The 21,417-nt window shown below is 59.8% G+C and carries 12 protein-coding genes; 10 read left to right on the top strand and 2 right to left on the bottom strand.

Annotated elements, in window-relative coordinates:
• Positions 1–53 precede the first annotated feature (53 nt).
• From helD to ACFO3S_RS15040, 8 genes are all read left to right on the top strand, one after another.
• Positions 54–2,411: an RNA polymerase recycling motor HelD gene (gene helD / locus ACFO3S_RS15075; protein WP_378097630.1), complete on the top strand. Its 2,358-nt coding sequence runs from the start codon at positions 54–56 to the stop codon at positions 2,409–2,411.
• Complete coding sequence (gene recQ, locus ACFO3S_RS15070; RefSeq protein WP_378097627.1) at positions 2,408–4,210, top strand: DNA helicase RecQ; 1,803 nt, start codon at positions 2,408–2,410, stop codon at positions 4,208–4,210. Before helD ends, recQ begins: the two co-directional genes overlap by 4 nt.
• Before the next feature lie 60 nt (positions 4,211–4,270).
• Entirely contained in the window at positions 4,271–7,363 is a 3,093-nt protein-coding gene (locus ACFO3S_RS15065; RefSeq protein WP_378097624.1) for an ATP-binding protein, read from the top strand.
• A 176-nt stretch (positions 7,364–7,539) separates the two neighbouring features.
• A complete protein-coding gene (locus tag ACFO3S_RS15060) occupies positions 7,540–7,848 on the top strand; it encodes a hypothetical protein (protein WP_378097621.1) in 309 nt (102 codons plus the stop codon).
• Between the two features lie 38 nt (positions 7,849–7,886).
• On the top strand, positions 7,887–12,971 hold the full coding sequence (locus ACFO3S_RS15055) for an InlB B-repeat-containing protein (RefSeq protein WP_378097618.1): 5,085 nt from the start codon (positions 7,887–7,889) through the stop codon (positions 12,969–12,971).
• Positions 12,972–13,013: 42 nt separating this feature from the next.
• A complete protein-coding gene (locus ACFO3S_RS15050) occupies positions 13,014–14,171 on the top strand; it encodes a response regulator (RefSeq protein WP_378097615.1) in 1,158 nt (385 codons plus the stop codon).
• A 480-nt stretch (positions 14,172–14,651) separates the two neighbouring features.
• Positions 14,652–15,020 (top strand): DUF4183 domain-containing protein, encoded by a 369-nt coding sequence (locus tag ACFO3S_RS15045; protein ID WP_378097613.1) that lies wholly within the window; start codon positions 14,652–14,654, stop codon positions 15,018–15,020.
• Between the two features lie 107 nt (positions 15,021–15,127).
• Positions 15,128–15,511 (top strand): DUF4183 domain-containing protein, encoded by a 384-nt coding sequence (locus ACFO3S_RS15040; protein WP_378097610.1) that lies wholly within the window; start codon positions 15,128–15,130, stop codon positions 15,509–15,511.
• A gap of 71 nt (positions 15,512–15,582) precedes the next feature.
• Here ACFO3S_RS15040 and ACFO3S_RS15035 read toward each other — a convergent pair whose 3' ends face one another.
• Positions 15,583–16,191, bottom strand: a complete 609-nt coding sequence (locus tag ACFO3S_RS15035; protein ID WP_378097607.1) for a 3'-5' exonuclease — start codon at positions 16,189–16,191, stop codon at positions 15,583–15,585.
• A 115-nt stretch (positions 16,192–16,306) separates the two neighbouring features.
• Positions 16,307–17,617 (bottom strand): uracil permease, encoded by a 1,311-nt coding sequence (uraA, locus tag ACFO3S_RS15030; protein WP_378097604.1) that lies wholly within the window; start codon positions 17,615–17,617, stop codon positions 16,307–16,309.
• 206 nt (positions 17,618–17,823) lie between these two features.
• Between uraA and ACFO3S_RS15025 the strand changes: the two genes are divergently transcribed.
• Both ACFO3S_RS15025 and ACFO3S_RS15020 read left to right on the top strand, forming a co-directional pair.
• A complete protein-coding gene (locus ACFO3S_RS15025) occupies positions 17,824–18,480 on the top strand; it encodes a hypothetical protein (RefSeq protein ID WP_378097601.1) in 657 nt (218 codons plus the stop codon).
• A gap of 543 nt (positions 18,481–19,023) precedes the next feature.
• Positions 19,024–21,378 (top strand): glycoside hydrolase family 95 protein, encoded by a 2,355-nt coding sequence (locus ACFO3S_RS15020; protein ID WP_378097598.1) that lies wholly within the window; start codon positions 19,024–19,026, stop codon positions 21,376–21,378.
• Positions 21,379–21,417: the final 39 nt, after the last annotated feature.

The following is a 21,417-nucleotide window of genomic DNA, read 5'->3' as shown; positions in this document are numbered from 1 at the left end:
CACTTGCATGTTACAACAAAGAATACGAAGTTTACTCGCAGGGAGTGGAACGCATGGAGAACAGATCCCTATCCCCCCGGGAAGAGGAAGAGAAAAGGCTGCTGACCGTGCTGGACCAGGTCGGAAGGCGGATGCGCAAGGAGCTTGCCGTCCTCGGGGAAAGGCGGGGCGACGTCGTCGGCATTCGTCAGGAATTCTGGGAAGACGTCAGGATGAACTTCTCCGATTCTTCCGAGGTGGCCGAGACGTGGACGAGCATCGTTCAGCAGGCCGAGGTGCTGGCCGAGCGGGAGCGCAGTCACCGCGTCGCTGCGGAGGCGGTGGAGCGGTTGACGAAGCAGTTCGATTCTCCGTATTTCGCGCGCATCGATTTTGCCGAGCGCGGACAAGAGACGGAAGTGATCTACATCGGCCGGTCTTCCTTGATCGGCGAGGATGGGGAGACGTTCTACGTGTACGATTGGCGGGCTCCGGTGTCCAGCCTGTTCTACGATCACGAGCCGGGACCGGCCGCTTATCTCGTTCCCGACGGAGAGATCGAGGGCGAGATGAAGCTCAAACGTCAGTTCGTCATTCGCGGCGGACAGATGAAGCACATGTTCGACACGTCGGAGACGGTCGGGGACGAGATTTTGCAGGCGGTGCTGTCCGAGGGCTCGGATACGGCGATGAAAAGCATCGTGGCGACGATCCAGAAGGAGCAGAACCGGATTATCCGCGACGAGCGGCACAAGCTGCTCGTCGTGCAGGGCGCGGCGGGCAGCGGGAAGACGTCCGCCGCTTTACAGCGCATCGCCTATTTGCTGTACCGGTTCCGCGATACGTTAACGCCGGAGCAGATCATTTTGTTTTCTCCGAACCCGGTATTTAAAGGATACATTTCCCGCGTGCTCCCCGATCTGGGCGAAGCGAATATGCGGCAGATGACGTTCCGCGAGCTGATCGAGGCCAGGCTGGGGCGCCGGTTCGAGGTCGAGGACCTATTCTCCCAGACGGAGGCGCTGGCCGGCATCGACGGAACTCCGGAGGGAGAAGCCAGGGAGCGCGCGGTGAAGTATAAAGGCTCGGAGCACTTCTTCGTGACGGTCGAGAATTATTTGAAGCGGCTGGAGGGAGGAGGCGTTCAGTTCCGAACGCTGCGGTTCCGGGACCGGACGATCGCCTCGGCGGAGGAAATCTCGGAGAGGTTCTACGCCGTTCAGGCGTCCGACGGCTTCGCCACGCGCGCTGTAACGGTCAAGCGGTGGCTGCTTGAGCGGCTGAAGCAGTGGGTGGAATCCCAAATGAACGAAGCCTGGCTGGAAGAAGCGGCCGAATTGGTCGACCAGGAGGACATCCAGCGCGCGTACGTCGACGTTCGGCGCAGCGGCGGCTTCCACGAAGACGTATTCGACGACGAAGAGCAGATGAGCCTCCGGCTTAAGCGCCAAGTGGCCGAGGAAGCGATCGCTCCGATCGCCAAGGCGGTGCGCTCCTATCGGTTCATCGACGCGGTCGCCACTTACAGGGTGCTGTTCGAGAGCCGGCCGGTATTCGCCTCCTGCGCGCCCGACGGCCGCCTGCCGCAAGGCTGGGATTGGATGAGCCTGCGCATCGAAGAGACGATCGGCCACAAGCGGATCGATCACGAGGACGCGACCCCTCTCATGTACGTGTCGGAAGCGCTTGAAGGCTTTCGGCGCGTGGAGGGGGACATCCAGCACGTGTTCGTCGACGAGGCCCAGGACTACTCTCCGTTCCAGGCGGCGTTCCTGCGCCGCCGCTTCCCGCGCGCGCGCATGACCGTGCTTGGCGATTTCAACCAGGCGATCTATGTGCAGTCGCAGGACGGCGGCGGCTTCGGCGGCTGGACCCGGCTGATGGCTCCCGAGGTTTCGGCCGTTCATCGGCTGACGACCAGCTACCGTTCGACCGAGCCGATCGTGCAATTCACGAAAGGCATACTGACGCCGGAGGACGCGGCGAATATCGCGCCCTTCCGCAGAACCGGCGAGGCGCCCCGTCTGATTGCCTGCTCCGACATTCGCGAGCTCGGAGACCGGGCCGCGGCGGATATCGGAGAGCTGTTGGCCGGAGGCTACGGGACGATCGGCGTCATTACGAAGACTGCCGGCGAGTCCGCCGACGCAGTCGCGCTGCTGAAGGAGCTGTTGGCGGACGACGTGCCGCTCACGCTGGTGACCGGCGGCTCGGCCGAACTGCCGAAGGGCGTGTCGGCGCTTCCTTCTTATTTGGCCAAAGGAATCGAGTTCGACGCCGTGCTCGTCTGGGACGCTTCCTCAAAGCGCTACGGGAAGGAAAAGGATCGCAAGCTGCTCTACACGGTATGCACAAGGGCTCTTCATGTGCTGCACATCTACTATGAAGGGGAAGCTTCTCCATGGCTTCCTGCAGTTGGAGGCGGGAGATGAACGCGGCTGCGCTGGAGGCGCTTAAAACGTATTACGGCTACGATCGCTTCCGCTCCGGTCAGGAGCAGTTGATCGGGGCGATTCTGGACGGCCGGGACGTGCTCGGCATTATGCCGACGGGAGCCGGCAAATCGATCTGCTATCAGATTCCGGCATTGCTGATGGACGGCGTGACGCTTGTCGTCTCGCCTCTGATCTCTCTCATGAAGGATCAGGTGGATTCGCTGAACGCGGCCGGCATCGAGGCGACATTCATCAACAGCTCGCTTTCGGCCCGGGAGACGAACGAGAGAATGCGGGCCGTCGCTGCGGGGCACTACAAGCTGCTCTACATCGCGCCCGAACGACTCGAATCCGAGTCCTTCCGCGCGATGATCCGTCAACTCGAGGTGCCGCTTGTCGCGGTGGACGAGGCGCACTGCGTTTCGCAATGGGGGCACGATTTTCGCCCGAGCTACATGACGATCGTCCGGCTGCTGCAGGACATTGAGCCGCGTCCGGTTATGGCTGCGTTCACGGCGACCGCGACGGACGTCGTGAAGGAGGATATTGTCGAACGGCTGAAGCTTCGCGATCCGGCGCGGGTAACGACCGGTTATGCGCGAAGCAATCTGGCCATGTCGGTCGTCCGCGGCGCGGACAAGCGGGAATTCGTAGAGAGATATATTAGAGAGCATTCGGATCAGGCGGGCATCATTTACGCTTCCACGCGCCGCGAGGTGGAAAGCGTCTATTCTTTCGTGCGCGGTCTTGGTGTTCCCGTCGGAAAATATCACGCGGGCTTAAGCGAGGAAGAGCGGGCGGAGACGCAGGAAGCTTTTCAACGCGACGACCTGCAGATTATCGTCGCCACGAACGCCTTCGGCATGGGCATCGACAAGTCGAACGTGCGCTTTGTCATCCACAACAATATGCCGAAAAATCTGGAAGCCTACTATCAGGAAGCCGGTCGAGCAGGGAGGGACGGAGATCCGGGAGAGTGCGTGCTGCTGTTCTCGGCGCAAGACGTCGTAACGCAGAAGTTTTTTATCGAGCAGAGCGAGGCGGACGAGGAGCGCAAGCGCAACGATTACCGGCTGCTCAACGACATGGTTCAGTACGCGCACACCGGCGACTGCCTGCAGCTTGCGATCGTGCGCTATTTCGGCGAGGAGAACGGACAAGCTTGCGGTACATGCGGCAACTGTACGGATACGCGCGAGAGCAAGGACGTGACCGAGGAAGCCAAGTTTATATTTGCCTGTATCTCCGAGATGAAGCAGCGCTTCGGCGTGACTTTGACGGCGAAAGTGCTGCGAGGCGCGAACGACGCCAAAATCAAGCAGTTCAACTTCGACCGGCTCCGGTCTTACGGCCGTCTGAAGCATATGGCCGAGAAGCCGCTCGTGCAGCTTATCCACGCGCTGGTGGCCGACGGCTACCTCCGTATGTCGGATACGGCCTATCCGGTCGTCCAGCTTCTGGAGCCGGTGCTGGCGGTGATGCGGGGAGAAGCCCGCGTCTATCAGAAGGTCGAGCCGGATACGCCTCCGGCTTCCCGGAGCCGGTCTCGCGGAGGAGCGGCGCACGCGCCGGTGGCGAACCCGGCGCTGTTCGATGCGCTGCGCCAACTGCGCAAGCGGATCGCCGACGCCGAAGGACTGCCGCCGTTTGTCATTTTTCACGACGCTACGCTGCGGGAAATGTGCGAGGCGATGCCGGAGACGGAACGCGAGATGCGCAGCGTAAAAGGCGTCGGAGCGGCCAAGTACGAGAAATACGGGCTGGCATTTCTGGAGCTGATTCGGGAGCATCGATAGAACATTCGATTAGAACAAGGCCTATTTCTATTCTCGGAAAATCGGCGGTGACGGGCGGCAATGACGATACAGAACCGGAAAGTCCGACTCGCGGTACTTGCGGCTCTGCTCTGCGCATTCTCCTTCGCGATAGCGTGGCCGTTCGTGGGAGTATCGGAAGGCGGCAGATTAAAGGCAAAGAACGGCGTATTAGATCTTCGCGAATGGAGTTTGGCCAAGGACGGAGCCGTGCGTTTGAACGGAGCCTGGCGGTTCGATTGGGGAGAGCTGCTGGAGGAAGGAGATGCCGGCCAGCCGGGGAATCTGGCCGAAGTTCCGGGGGAGTGGACGCGTTACGGGAAACCGGGACGCGGATACGCCACTTACCGGCTGACCGTTCTGACCGGAGGGGATACCGGCGCGCTGGCTCTGCATATACCGGCCATTGCGCCGGCCTACCGGCTCTTCGCGGAAGGGAATCTCGTCGCCCAAGCGGGCGAGGTAGACGCGGACTTGGGCGCCACCGTATCCGCCTACCGCCCGCAAACCGTTTCGTTCCAGCCCCACGGCGAAGCGTTCGAGCTGATTCTGCAGGTCTCCAACGCGATTTATCCCTCCGGGGGGATTTGGTACAGCCTGACGCTCGGGACGGAAGGCGATATGGCCGTCATGAAGACGAGAAACGCGATCGTCGACATGGCGGTATTCGGCGGCTGCGCGCTGCTCGGCTTCTATCAGATCGCCGTGTTTTTGTTGCGCCGCGCGGATCGTTCGACGCTTTATTTCGGCATTTGCTGCCTGTTGGGCGCGGCGCGGCTGTGGGTCGTCGGCGGCATATATGCAGCAGATGTTTTTCCCGGGATGGGCATTGGGACGATTATTCGAATCGAGTATTTGACGTATTACGGCGGAGTGACGATGGCCGCGCTGTTCGTGAGAGAGCTCTTTCCTCAGGAGTTCAGCGCCCGGATCGTGCGCGCGCTTGCCGGAATCGGGATTCCGTTCATCGGCTCGGCTCTGTTGCTTCCGGCAGCCGTTTTCACGAATTATATCGATTATTACAAAATCATCTCGTTGGCGGGACTGGCCTATTTCATTTACGGCTTCGCGCTAGCCTTATGGAGAGGCCGAAGCGGGGCGCTGCTTCAACTGATCGGTTGGCTGATCTTCGTCGCCACGGCGTTCCACGATATCCTCTACAGCAACGGCCGAATCATCTGGGTCGACTTGCAGCTCGTTCCCTACGGCTTTCTGCTGCTCGTGTTCATCGAAGCGATGGAGCTGGCCAGACGGTTTACGAACGCGTACCGGGTCATCGGGACGCTGTCGGAAGAGCTGATCGACCTGAACCGGATGAAGGACGAATTTCTGGCGAACACTTCGCACGAGCTGAAAACTCCGCTGCACGGCATTTTGAATTTGTCTTCCGCGCTTAAGGACGGAAAGTCGGGTCCCCTGAACGGACAGCAGCGGGAGCAGCTCGAGATTGTCGTATCCGTCGCTCGTCGCATGTCCAATTTGATTAACGATATTTTAGACTTGTCGCGCTTGAAGCACCGGGGAATCCAACTGCAATTGAAGCCGGTCGACGTTAGGGCCGTCATCGGCTCGCAGCAGGAAATCTTCCGCAACTATATCGGGGACAAGCCGGTTACCCTGCGAATGGAATGGCCGGAGGAGCTTCCGAATGCGGTCGCGGACGAGAGCCGCTTGCTCCAAATCGCTTACAATCTGATCGGCAATGCTGTCAAATTCACGCCCGAGGGAGAAGTCGTCGTCTCTGCGACTTCCGCGGGCGGCAAGGTGGCCGTCTCCGTGTCGGACACTGGAATCGGCATCGCGGAGGACAAGCGCGAAGCGATCTTCCGGACGTTCGAGCAGATCGGCACGTCTGTTGCTCGGGAATACGGCGGTACCGGATTGGGGCTTGGCATCGCCCGTCGTCTGGTCGAGCTGCACGACGGAGAGCTTACGGTCGAATCCGAGCCGGGCCGAGGCTCCATCTTCACCTTCACGCTCCCCGTAAGCGCGGTCAGCTCTTCCGAAATCCGAGCGTTTCCTGAAGCGGATGGCGCACAGAGGTACGGAATCCCGCAAGCGCGGTTGGAGACAGCAGCGGCTCTCGCGCCCGGGAGTTCCGCGCCGAGGGAACTCGCCATACTGGCCGTGGACGACGACCCTGTCAATCTCGTCGTGCTGAGAGCCGTGTTCGCGGACGAGCCTTACGAGATCGTAACGGCATCGGGAGGCGAAGAAGCGCTGGAGGTGCTGGCTAAGGAGCAAAGCAGGATCGGTCTGGTGATTCTCGATGTCATGATGCCGGGAATGTCCGGATACGAAGCTTGCCGGAGGATTCGCGAGCAGTATGCTCTCGCGGATTTGCCGATTCTGCTTACGACGGTCAGAAGCGAGCCGGAAGACGTCATGCACGGCTTCGAGGCAGGGGCGAACGATTATGTGACCAAGCCGTTCCATGCCTACGATATAAGAGCGCGCGCTCGCACGTTGCTGGAGATGAAACGCTCCGCCGAGGCTGCTGTCAGGTCGGAGATGGCGTTCCTGCAGGCGCAGATCAAGCCCCATTTCCTGTTTAACGCCCTGAACACGATCATTTCCCTTTCGCTCGAGGAGCCGGACGCCGCCCATGATTTGCTGCTGTACTTAAGCCGGTACTTGCGCGGCAGCTTCGATTTTAAGAATAAAGAACGGCTCGTGCCGCTGCGGAAGGAGCTGGATCTGGCGGAAGCCTATTTGAAGATCGAAAAGGCCAGATTCGGGGAGCGGCTGAGCGTCCGCTTCGAGATCGACGCGAACGCGGACTGTTTCCTTCCTCCCCTGACGATCCAGCCGTTGGTCGAGAACGCCGTAAGGCATGGCGTCACGAAGAAGGAGGACGGGGGAATCGTAAGAATAGCCCTTCGAATCGCGGGTGACGAGGCGATCTTAAGCGTCGAAGACGATGGGGTCGGCATGGCCGAATCCATCGACGCCATCCTGGCGAGAGAATCGGATAGCTTGAATGGCGGCGGCGTCGGCTTGAAAAATATCCATCAACGTTTGGTCCGCCAGTTTGGCAAAGGTCTTGAAGCGGAAAGCGAAGTCGGCCGCGGAACGAGAATCGCATTGCGCCTTCCGCTATTAAAAAAATCCGGCGACGTAGAAGGTTCGGTTTAATTACGCAGACGAGAGAAGCAGACAAGGCGGTTTTCCGTAGAGGAAAGCCGCTTTTCTGTTTTTTTTCGGATTTTTCCGCTCAAACCTGACATGAAGCGCTTTCTTTTCAGTCTGCAAGAAGACGTTGCCGCTATTCTGGTGAAAGAATCGACGAAAAACGGAAACGGGGTATATCCATGTCACGCCAAACCGCGCTTTGGGCCTTAATTTCAACGCAAATCGTTTACGTCCTATTCGTTCCCATATGGTTGTTCATGACCGGCATTGCCGTCATGGCGATCTCCGATCCGAACGCCGGCCTGGCGGAATCCTTGCTGGTCATGGTCTGCGTTCTGCTCTATCCGGTCGGTCTGGCGCTCGCGCTGATTCAAGGATGGGTCAAGTTCGTGCGGCGCCATTTTAAGGCCGCGATGATTTGGAACGCGATTCCATGGCTATGGATCGCTCCGTTGGGCGGATTTTTGCTGTTCGCGAACTTCAGTTGAACGATCGATCATTTTGCACGATATCGGGAGGGAAAAGAATGCAACTTAATTGGAAAAAGGCGAGAATGTGGATCCTATCGATTTTGGTCGCGATCGGCGGCGTTTATGGGGCGCCGACCCCCGCCAAAAACCGCGCCCATGCGGCGACAAGCCAGTGGGGGCCGGTCGGAGACGGATCCTTTTCGGCAGGCGGCGCCACCCACGTGTCGATGAGCATCGACAACGGAATGCCGTATGTCGCGTATTCGGATTGGACAAACGGTTACAAAGTTACGGTCATGAAATACAACGGAAGCGGCTGGGAACTGGTGGGGAACCCCGGATTTTCGGCAGGCGCGGCAGTCTACATTACGATACAAGTCGATAACGGCATTCCTTACGTCGCTTATATCGATCAGGGTGATGGAGATAGAGCAAAGGTGATGAAGTTCGAGAACGGCAACTGGACGCATGTTGGAGGGTCGGTTTCGGACGGCAAAGCCGGGTTTATTTCGTTTTACATGGATAATGGAACGCCGTATGTCGCTTTTCAGGATCAATCGAGCACGTTCAGAGGCACGGCCAAAAGATACAACGGCAGCGGCGGATGGGACATGCTCGGCGGCGGTCATTTTACTTCAATTCAAGTGAATGAGACCTCGTTGTACGTCGACAACGGGAACCTGTATATCGCGTATCAACTGCCTATGCAGAGCAGTAGAGTCAGCGTCGTCCGTCTGAACGGCAACAGCTGGCAAACGGTAGGGAATGCCGGATTTTCGGCGGGGCGGGCGGAAGATCTGTCGCTGTTCGTACATGCCGGTACCCCGTATGTTGCTTATGTGGATTCCCCGAACGGAAGTCGGGCGACGGTAGCGAAATTTAACGGAACGGAATGGGAAATGTTAGGCGGAGCCGGGTTTACGCCCGGAGGAGTGGATTATACCTCTTTATCCCTCTACAACGGTACGCCGTATATCGCCTTTCAGAATAGCGATTACAGAGCGACGGTCTTGAAATATAGCGGAACCGGCTGGGAGACGGTCGGGAACGCCAGTTTTTCGGCAGGCGGTGCCAATTTCCTGTCGTTACGCTTCTACGACGGCGTCCCCTATGTCGCCTATCAGGACCATGTGGGAACCTCGATGAAGGTATCGGTATCGAAGCTTCGGCCCACCGTCGCCTACGACGGGAACGGCAGCACGGGAGGAACCGTGCCTGCCTCGGCCGGTTACGACAAGAATGCGACCGTTACCGTGTCCGGCAATACCGGAAGCTTGACGAAAACGGGATACGAGTTCGCGGGCTGGAATACGGAAGCGGACGGAAGCGGCACCCCTTATGCGGCCGGGAATACGTTCGCGATGGGGACGGAAGGCGTGACGCTTTACGCCCAGTGGACGTTAGGCCGATACCCGGTGACGTACGACGGCAACGGAGGCACGGGAGGCACCGTACCGGCTGCCGTCAATCACGATTACAATTCCGTCGTGACCGTGCAGGGCAACACCGGAAGCTTGACGAGAACGGGGTACTCGTTCGCGGGCTGGAACACGGAGGCTAACGGAAGCGGAACGGCTTACGGAGCGGGCGCTACGTTTACGATGGGGACGGAAGGCGTGACCTTATACGCGCAATGGACGATCAATAGCTACGCGGTTACGTACGACGGCAACGGAAACACCGGGGGCAGCGTCCCGGCGGGAGGCTCCTACGATTATAATTCGAGCGTGACCGTGCAAGGGAATAGCGGCCATTTGGTAAGGACCGGACATACGTTCGCGGGCTGGAACACGGAGGCTAACGGAAGCGGAACGGCTTACGGAGCCGGGGCTACGTTTCCGATGGGAGCGGCCGACGTGACGCTGTACGCGAGGTGGACGATCGACAGCTACCCGGTGACCTACGACGGGAATGGCAGCACAGGGGGGACCGCGCCGGCGGCCGCCCAGCACGAATACCAATCCAGCGTGACCGTGCAGGGCAATACCGGCAATTTGACCCGAACGGGGTACTCGTTTGCGGGCTGGAACACCGAGGCGAACGGAAGCGGCACGAGCTACGGAGCGGGCAGTACGTTTCCGATGGGCACGCAAGGCGTTGCTCTATATGCGCAATGGACGATCAACAGCTACGCGGTCGTTTACGACGGCAACGGAAGCACGGGCGGCAGCGTCCCGGCGGGAGGCTCCTACGTTTATAATTCGAGCGTGACCGTGCAGGGCAACACCGGAAATCTGACGAAAACGGGCCATACGTTCGCCGGATGGAATACGGCAGCGGACGGGAGCGGCACGAATTACGAGGCGGACGATTCCTTTACTCTCGGAGCGGCTAACGTCACGTTATTCGCGAAGTGGACGGCGAATAGCTATGCGATCGCCTACGACGGCAACGGAAACGACGAAGGAAGCGCGCCGGCCGGAAGCAGCCACTTCTATGGAACGGGGGTCGTCGTTCCGGACAATACGGGCAACCTGGTCAAGACGGGCTATACTTTCGCGGGTTGGAACACGGCGTCCGACGGGCTAGGCACGGCATACGGCGCCGGAGCGACGTTCTCCATGGGAGCGGCCGACATGACGCTATATGCCGTATGGACCATCAACAGTTATCCGGTCTCCTACGATGGCAACGGAAGCACAGGAGGCAGCGCTCCGGCCGAAAGTCCTCACGACTATGGATCCGTCGTTTCCGTTCAAAGCAGCGGAAGCCTGGTCAAGGCGGGTCATACGTTCGTAGGTTGGAATACGGAGCCGGACGGAAGCGGAACGGCTTATGTCGAGGGCGACGAATTCCCGATCGGCGCGGCAGGCGTGACTCTCTATGCCCAGTGGTCGATCAATAGCTACGAAGTCCGTTTTGACAGCGACGGCGGTACGGCGATCGACAGCCAGACGGTCGTCTACGGCTATACGGCTTCCGAGCCTGACGCCCCGGAGAAGACGGGGTATACGTTCGGCGGTTGGTTCACGGACGGCGGATTCGGCAGCGAATTTTCCTTTGCAACGGCCATCGAAGGCGATACGACATTGTATGCCAAGTGGAACATCAACAGCTACACGGTCGCCTACGACGGCAACGGCAGCACGGGCGGCAGCGCGCCGGCCGGCAGCACCCATGAATACGAGTCGGTGATTACCGTAGAAGACAACGTCGGAGGCCTGGAGAAGACGGGCCATACGTTCGCGGGCTGGAATACGGCGGAGGACGGAAGCGGAATCGCTTATGCGGCGGGAAATCCGTTGACGATCGGGACGGCAGGCGTAACGTTATTCGCGCAATGGACGGTGAACAGCTACCCTCTCTCCTATCAAGGCAACGGAAATGCGGGAGGCATCGTTCCGGAGGGCGGCAGCTACGATTATGGCGCGCTGGTTGCCGTGCCGGACAATACGGGCGGCTTGGAGAAGCCGGGCTATACGTTCGCGGGCTGGAACACGGCGGCGGACGGAAGCGGTACGGCATACCGGCCGGGGCAGACGTTCGCCATGGGCGACGGCGCGCTGACGCTGTACGCGCAGTGGCTGAGCAACAACGCCCTGCTTTCTTCATTGGCCGTGGATGCGTTCGTTCTTGAACCGGCATTCTCGCCGTCGATCCTGAACTACGAGGTCCGTCTTGCCTACGAGGAAACCGGCCTGAGCTTGTCGTACTCCCACGCCGATCCGACCCAGCTCGTCTCGGTGACGGGAGCCGTCTACCAATCGGTGACCGGAACGGTCTACCATTATCGCGCCGACGATCTCCCGGTAGGCTCGAATCCGATCCGCATCGAGGTGACCGCGCAGGACGGCACGGTTAATTCGTATACCGTCACCGCCGTTCGCGATCCCGGCAACGACGCGAGCTTGAGCGGATTAACGCTGTCGGCCGGGACGCTGTCTCCCGCATTCGCTCCGGGAAGGACGACTTATTCCGCCGGCGTGTCGAACGGGGTATCGGCGCTGACCGTCGCGGCGACCGCAACCGACCCGTTGGCATCGATCGCCGTTAACGGACAACCCGTCATCGGAGGACAACCTAGCGCGGAAATTCCGCTTGCGGTCGGCAGCAATCCGATCTCCGTCGAAGTGACGGCGAGAGACGGCACGAAGAAGACGTACTCGATAACCGTCAACCGCGCCTCGAGCGGCGGCGGCGGGCCGGTCATGCCGCCGGCCGCAGGCGGGACGACGTCTACGAACGGCCAATTGACGCTCCCGGCGGGGCAGAAGGGAGAAGTCAGCCTTGGAGACGCGATCAAGGTTTCCATACCGGCGGGCGCTACCGGGAAGGAATTGAAGGCGTCGATCGAGGAAAAACCGGACGCGCCTTCGCTTCCATCCGGTTACGTTCCCGTCAGTCCTTTCCTGTGGATGACGAGCAATGCGACAGAGCCTCTTTCGATGCCGGCTACGGTTACGCTTGTTTTTGATTCGGCCAAGGTGAAAGGCAATCCAGAAGTTGCCGTATTCGCCTATGACGAGACTGAGGGGAAATGGAAGAATCTCGATGGCGTGCGGGTAACCGGCAACCGGATCGAGGTGGAAATGAACCGATTGCAGCCGATCGTCGTCGCAGCGTTCGACGAAGGCACGCAGCCGTCGGCCGGTCCGGGGCAATCGTTCGGCGATATTGCCGGACATTGGGCGGAGGAGAGAATCAAGCTAGCGGTCGTCACGGGGATCGTCTCCGGTTACCCTGACGGAACGTTTAGACCCAATCAAACGGTGACGCGCGCCGAGTTTGCCGTTCTGTTGATCAAGGCGCTCGATCCGAAGGGCGAGGGTTCGATGCTCGCATTCGCGGATCGGGATAAGATCGGAGCCTGGGCGCAGCAAGCTGTCGCGAGGGCGGCGCAGGCCGGCTGGATCAAAGGCTACAGCGACGGCAGCTTCCGTCCGAATGCGGAGATTACGAGAGCGGAGATGGCGGCGATGATCGCGAGCGCGATGGGCAAGCTCCCAGACGCGGGCGCGACGACTCGATTCGCAGACGACAATGCCATTCCTAAGTGGGCGAAAGGAGCGGCCAATGCCCTTCAGGATGCGGAATTGATTCAAGGCAAAGGTTCGGGAGAGTTCGACCCGTTCGGCAAGACGACCCGCGCGGAAGCCGTAACGGTGTTAATAAATCTATTGGAATGGCAGCGGCAGAGATGATAGAATCGAAACAACCTTACATGGCCGGAAGGGAGGGGTTCGATGCTACGGGTAGTCGCTGTCGACGACGAGCTGCCGGCACTGAAACGAGTCGGCAAATTGTTGGAGACGTACGAGGGAGTGCTTGTCAACGGGATGTTCGATAAAGCTCAAGCTTTTCTCGAATACGCCTTAACGACGGCCGACCCGATCGATCTCGTGCTGCTGGACATGGAGATGCCCGGGATTCACGGTCTGGAGATGGCCCGCCGGCTTCGCGAGATCCGTCCCGAGGTTCAGATCGCTTTTCTGACCGCCTACGAGGAATACGCCCGGGACGCTTTCCGGGTAGAGGCGCTCGATTATTTGCTAAAGCCGGTCATGCCCGAGGATCTGGAGCGTGCGCTCGGGCGCGCTGCCCGACGCGGCGAACGGAACGGTTCGGCCCGGGAGCCCGCCCCCCGCACAGGCGTATCCGTTCGCAGCTTCGGTCCCTTCAGCGTCGAAGACGAGAACGGCCGGCCGATTCGGTTCCGCAATTCCAAGGGCAGAGAACTGCTTGCGTTGCTGCATACGTATCGGGGCAGACCCGTCGGTAAAGCCCAACTGATGGAGGGGCTGTGGTTCGGCCGCGATGCGGAGAAGACGCAGGCCAATCTTCATACGACAGTCTACCAGCTTCGCAAAGATCTCGAAGCGTGCGGACTGGAGAACGCGATCGAACAGTCGAAGACGGCGGGCGGCAGCTACGCTTTGCGCTGGGACGTCGCGTTCGACGACGTGACGGCCTATGAGGAAGAGCTTCGGCGGTTTCGGGAGACCGGTTCGTTAGCGGCGCTTATGCGCGCCGTGCAGCTCTACGGGGAAGGCTATCTCGCCGGAAGCGGATACGAGTGGGCCGCCCCGCGCCAAGCCGAGCTTGAACTCGAATTCGTCGGGCTGCTGGAGGCGATGGTGGACGCCTACGTCGGACAGGGCCGCTACGAGATCGCCTTGAATCCGCTGCAGAGATGGTCGCAGCTGCTGCCTCTGAGCGGCAGGCTCCATGCGAAGATGATCGCCCTCCTGCTTCTAATGAATCGGGACAAGGACGCCCTTGCTTACTACGAGCTCGCGCTGGAGCTTATGGACGGGGAGGAAGAGTCGTCCGAACTGGATTACGAATCTATTTCTGCGAACGCTGCCGCGATGTTCCGTACGGGAGAACGCCTCCGCGCTTGAACGGGGGCGTTCTTTTTTGCCGATCAGCAAGTATAAAATGCGCTATCCTGATGAAGCACCTCCGACAAAAAACGCGATTCTGCGTCTAAAGGACGCAGAAGGCGTTTTGGCTTGCCTCGCGCTTATGCGATCATAGGATCCTAGAGCCGTCAAGCCAACCCGGACATTCCCGACAACGGCATTTTGTGCGGACGGCGGTCGTTTCGCGAAATGGCCGGCAAGTTTTTTTCGCTTTATAGTTAATTGTCTACTCCTGCAGGAGACGCCTGCGTACTATAGACAAAAGGACGATTTTGGCGGCAAAGGGGTGAGGAGGTGGCTGATCTTCGGCGGCGGAGGCGTTCGGGGATACAACGTTCCTGCCGGACGAAACGAGTATGCAAACGAGTATGCAGACGGGTGTGCAAACGAGTGTGCAAACGTTCGTCCAGACGCAGGTGCGCAAAAAAGAAAGGACGTCTGATTAGGAAAAGAAGGAGGTTGAGCCGGAGCGGAGCGCCCCGGCCCGCCGGGGGGCCGAACGGCGCCGAACGGCCGCTCCTCCCGACGGTGAGCGTTCATCCGGTCGTTCGACGCTATTTTTATTTGCCCGCGGCCGACATTTTTATGACGGAGGACCTGGTCGTTCCCGCGACTTCGTTCGTAGACGATCATGGAGAGCCGGCGAAGGCGTTTCCCGATCATCGTCAGGAGGGATACTTCAATCTCTACGTTAACGGGCTTCTCCAGGAAGGCCAGCTTTATCGCGTGGAGCCCCTGTCGGTCACCGTTGCATCCACTGGACAAAAGATACTGGCGGGTACGCCGATTATTGTGGAATCCGTCGGGTTTATCGCCAAAGTATCCTAAAAACGGGCTTCGGCCGGCGGAATCGCCCGATCTCCTGCGTTTCTTCTGAATAGGATATCAAGGAACGGATACAGCATGTCCAGCAGATAGCGGAGGAGGGATTGTTCATGGCGTTGCAACTGATGAAGCTCGTGGTGAGCGCGACGACGACGACGACCGTTGAGCCCGCGGCGGCGAGGTACTTTTACGTGACGACCGCAGTCACGGCAGCCGGCGCGACCTTAACGATCGACGCGGCGAGTTTCTTCGACGATACGGGCGCGGCCGTCGCGAGTCTGCCTGTCCTTAACGCGAACGACAGTTACTTCAACGTTTACGTAAACGGCGTTCTGCAGATGGAAGGCCTTAGCACGTACACGCCGGGCGCAACAGGAGTGGGCTCGCTGGCGATTGCCGTGCCGGCCGGAGGAGATCCGATCTTGAGCGATACGCCGGTCGTGCTGGAGACGGTCAGTTTCGTGCCGAATTCCACGACTACGGTATCGACGTAAAGAGAGCGCTGCGCAAAAAAAAGCATCCGGAGGATTCGGGACGACCGTATCCTTCAGATGCTTTTTTTCGGTTAAGCGTACTTGATCTCGATCGGAACCAGATTCGCCTGCAACGGACTCCACTTGGGCACGCCGTACTTCGTCATGTAGCCAAGCGTGTTCAGGTGCGGCTGTACGCTTTTTTCCTCGTTCATCTTCTCCAGCAGCCTCCAGCACGCAATAATATCGTTAAGCGACCGGTGCGCGCCTTCCAGAACGATGCCGTAGCGATCGCACATATCTTTCAGGTTATGAGGGTATGTATGCCGGTCCCTGGCGATCGTCAGCGTATCGAGAAAATCGTTTTTGAACGACCGCTTCGCGAAGCGCATCAGAGCGTGATGCAAAAAGCCGAGGTCGAACAAGGCGTTATGGGCGACGATGATGCTGTCCCCGATCACCCGGTTCAGGATGCGGAAGGATGTCTCCTCGTCCATCCCGTGAACGAGGTCGGCGGACGTGAGACCGGTGATCTCGGTAATTTTCGGCGCCAGCGTTCCCTCGAACCGGACCAGCGTCTGGAATTGGCTGACGATCTCTCCGCCGTAGCAGCGGATGGCCGCCATCTCGATGACGCGGTCGCGTGCCGGGTCCAGACCGCTCGTCTCGAAATCGAGCACGGTTATGTTATCCAGTTTCACAGAGATTTCCTCCCCGCAGATACGAATAAGCACGAATCATGGCATATAACGGATCATGCTGTCACTCCTACATTACCATAATTCGCCTGCGGAATTCTAACCGAAAAAAATTATTCTATTCATGCTTCGAGGTGTCGATCGCGACTTCGTTCTCGTTGGACAGCTTGGACAGCTCGAACAGCTTAAACAGCAAGCTGAACACGATGGCGACGACCGTCGCGAGCGCCATGCCGGTCAGCTCGAATTCTCCCGATTTGATCTTGAGTCCGCTCAAACCGACGACAAGCACGATCGTCGTCAGGAACAGGTTGGTCGGCTTGCTGTAATCGATCTTCGATTCGACGAGCATCCGCAAGCCGGACGCCGCGATGATCCCGAACAGCAGCAGAGAGATGCCGCCCATGACCGCGACCGGGATGTTGGCGACAAGCGCCGAGAACTTGCCGAGGAAGCTGAGCAGGATGGCGATGACCGCCGCTCCGCCGATGACGAACGTGGAGTAGACGCGCGTCATCGCCAGAACGCCGATATTTTCGCCGTAGGTCGTGTTCGGAGTAGCGCCGACGAAGCCGGAGAGCATCGTCGACAGTCCGTTGCCGAGCATCGAGCGGTGCAGGCCCGGATCCTTGGAGAGATCCTTGTCGACGATGTTGCCGGTGACGATCAAGTGTCCGATGTGTTCGGCGACAACGACCAGCGCGGCAGGCACGATGGTCAGAATGGCGGCCAAATGGAACACGGGAGTCGTGAACGTCGGAGAATCGATCCAGCTCGCCTGGTCGAGGAAACCGAACTTGATCTCGCCCATCGCATAGGCTAGCGCGTAACCGAAGACGATGCCGATCAGAATCGGAATGATGCGCATAAAGCCGCGGAACAGCACGTTGCCCAGCACGGTCACGAGGATCGTCGCCATCGAAATCGTGACCGTGTTCGCATCCATTTTCCATTCGTCGGCTCCAGCCGGCGCGATCCAGCCGGCCATTCGCGCGGCGACCGGAATCAGCTCCAGGCCGATGACGGCGACGATCGCTCCCATGGCTGCCGGAGGGAATACGACGTTGATCCAGCCGGTGCCGACGAATTGAATCAGAAGCGCGATCAGCGTGAACACGAGCCCTGCGATAATAAAGCCGCCCAGCGCGGCGGCATAGCCATCGCCTTCTGAGGCGTACATGCCGATAACGGCGCCCGCCGGAGAGATGAAGGCGAAGCTCGAGCCGAGGTAGGCGGGGATTTTGCCTTGGCAGATCCACAGGTACAGCAGCGTGCCGATGCCGTTCATCAGCAGGCAGACGGCCGGATCTACGCCAAGCAGATTCGGGACAAGAACGGTGGAGCCGAACATCGCGAACAAATGCTGCAGGCTCAAGGTGAGGCTCTGTCCGAGGGGGGGCCTTTCATGGACCCCGATTTCGCGTCTCATCAGTTGTTTTCCTCCACATCTATCGACTGGTCTTTCGACAATTTCCTTGTTGATTCTACATAGAAGCCCGCTCGATTGGCAAGCGTTTTCTGCGCAGCCGACAGACAACGGACATTTCAGGCTTCCGACGATACATTCGCTGCTGCTCTTTCGCCTGAGCTTGGTTATAATAGGGGAATGAGCCGAATTGACGAGGGGGACCATCTTTGAATCATAGGGTTACGATCAATAAGAAGGAAGTCGCGGTTTCGTTCACCAGCTATTACGACACCGAGCTGGGCGATTTTCTGTTTAAGCAAGTTATGTGCGACATCTATATGCCGGGGAACGAAGTGGTGCCGATCGACGTGGAGAAGGAACAGATCCGGCGCATCGTCGAAGGCTTCAAGAAGCGCAAGGAGCTGTATGACGAGATCCCCAAGGAAAAAATCAAAGGAAAAGCCTACTACGTCATCAACACGAAAATGAGGTACGATCTCGACTGGCTGAAGGGCAGGAAGCGGGAGCGGCCAATCCCTCTGGCGGAGCACGAGAAGCTGAAGGCGGACGCCGCGCGCGGCATACGGCCGTCTCCGCAGCAAACCGCGGAGGAGACGGAGGAGGCCCCGGCGACGCCGAGGCAGGAGGCTGTCCAGCCGGAGTATACGGACAGCAGAAGGAAGTTTCTGCTAACCAAAGGCTTCAGGCACAATCTGGCCACGAACAATTGGGAGATCAAGGACATCCGCTTCCCGGATGCGAAGATCGACAAGTCCGCTTCCGACGAGGAGTTCGAGGAAGGCATGAACCGGCTGCTGGCCGCGTCCTACCAGAACCATCTGAAGCGCCGCGCCGCCTCCCGCAGAACCGGTCCCGAGAAATAAAAGAGCAAGCCGTTCGCGCCCTGTGGCTGCTGCGGCTTTTTTTGCCTTTTCCGGCCCCGAAGAGACCGCGCATGCGGGTATCCGCTCTAGATCCGGCGGGGAGCGCGGCCCGAACGGGCCGCTTCTTCGGCTTCCCGAGCCTTAGTCGCCCTGTATTCGCCCGGAACGACGCCGTACGTCCGACGGAACTCCCGGGTGAAGTACGTCGGCTCCTGCCGACATGACGGACGATCTGGCTGATGGACAGGCTTTCGTTCGTCTCCAGAAGAAGCTGTCCGGCCGTCAGACGAACATGGCGCAAGTCCTGCAGCGGCGGCGTCTGGAACGTCTGCAGGAACTGGCGCGTCGGCTGCTTTTGCGAATAGCCGACCTGCTCCGCCAGTTAGGCGATGCTGATGCGTACAGAGGTCCGATCCAGCGGTTATGAGCGAAAATTCGTACAAATTCGAAGGAATAATCCTGTCCGTTATTTCCATTTCAAGTGTGACTGACGATGATAAGAATAAAGGCCGACTGAAACGAAAAGTCGAAAGGAGAATCGTCGTGAAGCTGCAATACGACAAACCGGCCGTTCAATGGACGGAAGCTTTGCCGCTCGGCAACGGGCGGATTGGAGCGATGCACTTCGGAGGCGTCGAACGCGACCGCATCGGGTTAAACGAAGACAGCCTCTGGTCGGGAACTCCGAGCAAGGACGGCAATCGCGAGGGCGCGCTCGGAGCGCTGTCCGAGGTTCGCAGGCTGGTGCAAGCGGGGCGCTACGCGGAAGCCGATCTGAAGAGCAAGGAGATGATGGGCGACTTTACGGAATCGTACTTGCCGTTCGGGGATCTCATGCTGACGTTCGGCCACGGCGACGTCTGCCGCTCTTACCGCCGCTCGCTGGATCTGGCCGAGGCGATATCGCGCGTCGAGTATGAGATCGGCGGGGTGAAATATACCCGCGAGCTGTTCGTCTCGTACCCGGACCGGGCGCTCGTGCTCCGCCTGGAGGCCGACAAGCCCGGCGCCCTCGAGGTTCATGCGCGGCTGGACAGTCCGCTTCGCCATAAGACATCGGTTGAAGACGGCCGATTCGTTCTGCGCGGAACGGCTCCGGAGCGCGTATCGCCGAGCTACTACGATGTGCCCGATCCGATCGTCTACGGAGACGAGGAGACGACGGAGGCGATCCGTTTTGCGGGCGCGCTCCAGGCTTCGGCGGAGGGCGGCGTCGTTCGCGCGGACAGCGACGGCTTGCACGTGTCGGGCGCCGACCGCGTCACATTCGTCATCGGCGCAGCGACGAGCTTCTACCGCGCCGAAGAGGTCACGCTGGCCGCTGCGGCAGATTTGGAGGCCGCATGGAGCAAAAGCTACAGCAGGCTTCGAGGCGATCATATTGCCGATTACCGCGCTCTGTTCGACCGGGTGAAGCTGAAGCTCGGGGAGCGAGTTTCTCCTGAGGGGATGCCGACCGACGAGCGAATCGCCGCCTACGGCTCGTCCGATCCGGATCTCGTTGGGCTCCTGTTCCATTTCGGACGCTATCTGACGATCGCCGGTTCCCGTCCAGGGACGCAGGCGACGAATCTGCAGGGGATCTGGAACGACCAGACGAGACCGCCCTGGAGCAGCAATTATACGATCAACATCAATACGCAGATGAACTATTGGCCGGCAGAGACGGCCAATCTGTCCGAGTGCCACGAGCCGCTCATCTCGCTGATCGGCCGATTGGCGAAGTCCGGCCGGAGAACCGCCGAGCTTCATTACGGCTGCCGGGGATGGGTTGCGCACCATAATGTCGACCTGTGGGGGCATTCGGCTCCGGCGGGGGGACGCGGCGCCGGAGACGCCACCTGGGCGATGTGGCAGATGGGCGGCATCTGGCTGGCGCAGCATCTGTGGGAGCATTACGCATTCGGACGCGACCCTGAATATTTACGGGGGACCGCCTATCCGATCATGAAGGAAGCGGCGCTGTTCTGTCTCGATTACTTGGAGGAGGACGAGGACGGACGGCTGTCGACCAGCCCGTCGACTTCTCCGGAGCATAAGTTCCGTTATGACGGGAAGCTAGCGGGGATCAGCCGTTCGACGGCGATGGACATGTCGCTGATCTGGGATCTGTTTACGAACTGCATCGAGGCGGCCGGCGAGCTGGGAACGGACGAGACGTTCGCCGAGGAGCTTCGCAGCGCCAGATCCCGGCTGTACCCGCTGCAGATTGGCCGGGGAGGCCGGCTGCAGGAATGGTTTCAGGATTTCGAGGACGAAGACCCGCACCATCGCCACGTGTCGCATCTGTTCGGGGTTTATCCGGGCAGGCAGCTGACGTCCCGCGATACGCCCGAGCTGTTCGCCGCCGCGCGCCGCTCCCTGGAGCTGCGCGGCAACGAAGGCACGGGCTGGAGCCTCGGCTGGAAGGTCGGCCTGTGGGCGCGGTTCCGCGAAGGCAATCAGAGCTACGAGCTGCTGACAAACTTGATGAGGCTCTCGGGAGAGGGGACGAATTATTCGCGGGGCGGCTTGTATCCGAACCTGTTCGACGCGCATCCGCCGTTCCAGATCGACGGCAACTTCGCCGCTACCTCCGGTATCGTCGAGATGCTGCTGCAGTCTCACTCGAACGGCTTGGAGCTGCTTCCCGCGCTGCCGGACGCCTGGCCGACCGGCAGCGCGGCAGGTCTGCGCGCCCGCGGCGGGTTCGAGGTCGGCATTCGCTGGCGGGAGGGAAGCCTGGAGGAGGCCGACGTGCTTTCCCTGCATGGCCGGGATTGTGCAATCGCAGGACCGGGAGAGCTGTCCGTAACGCTGGACGGACAGGAAGTCCCGATCGACCGGATGGAACAAGGAAGGATCCGGTTCGCTACCGAGGCGGGCCGGACGTACCGCATTCGCCCCTCTCGGCGATAGAGGCGCGTCAAGATTTCGGAAGGATGGAGTAGAAGTCTC

The organism is Cohnella hongkongensis, from assembly GCF_042654645.1.
GTDB lineage: Bacteria > Bacillota > Bacilli > Paenibacillales > Paenibacillaceae > Cohnella > Cohnella hongkongensis.
This window is presented reverse-complemented; position numbering and strand designations above follow the sequence as displayed.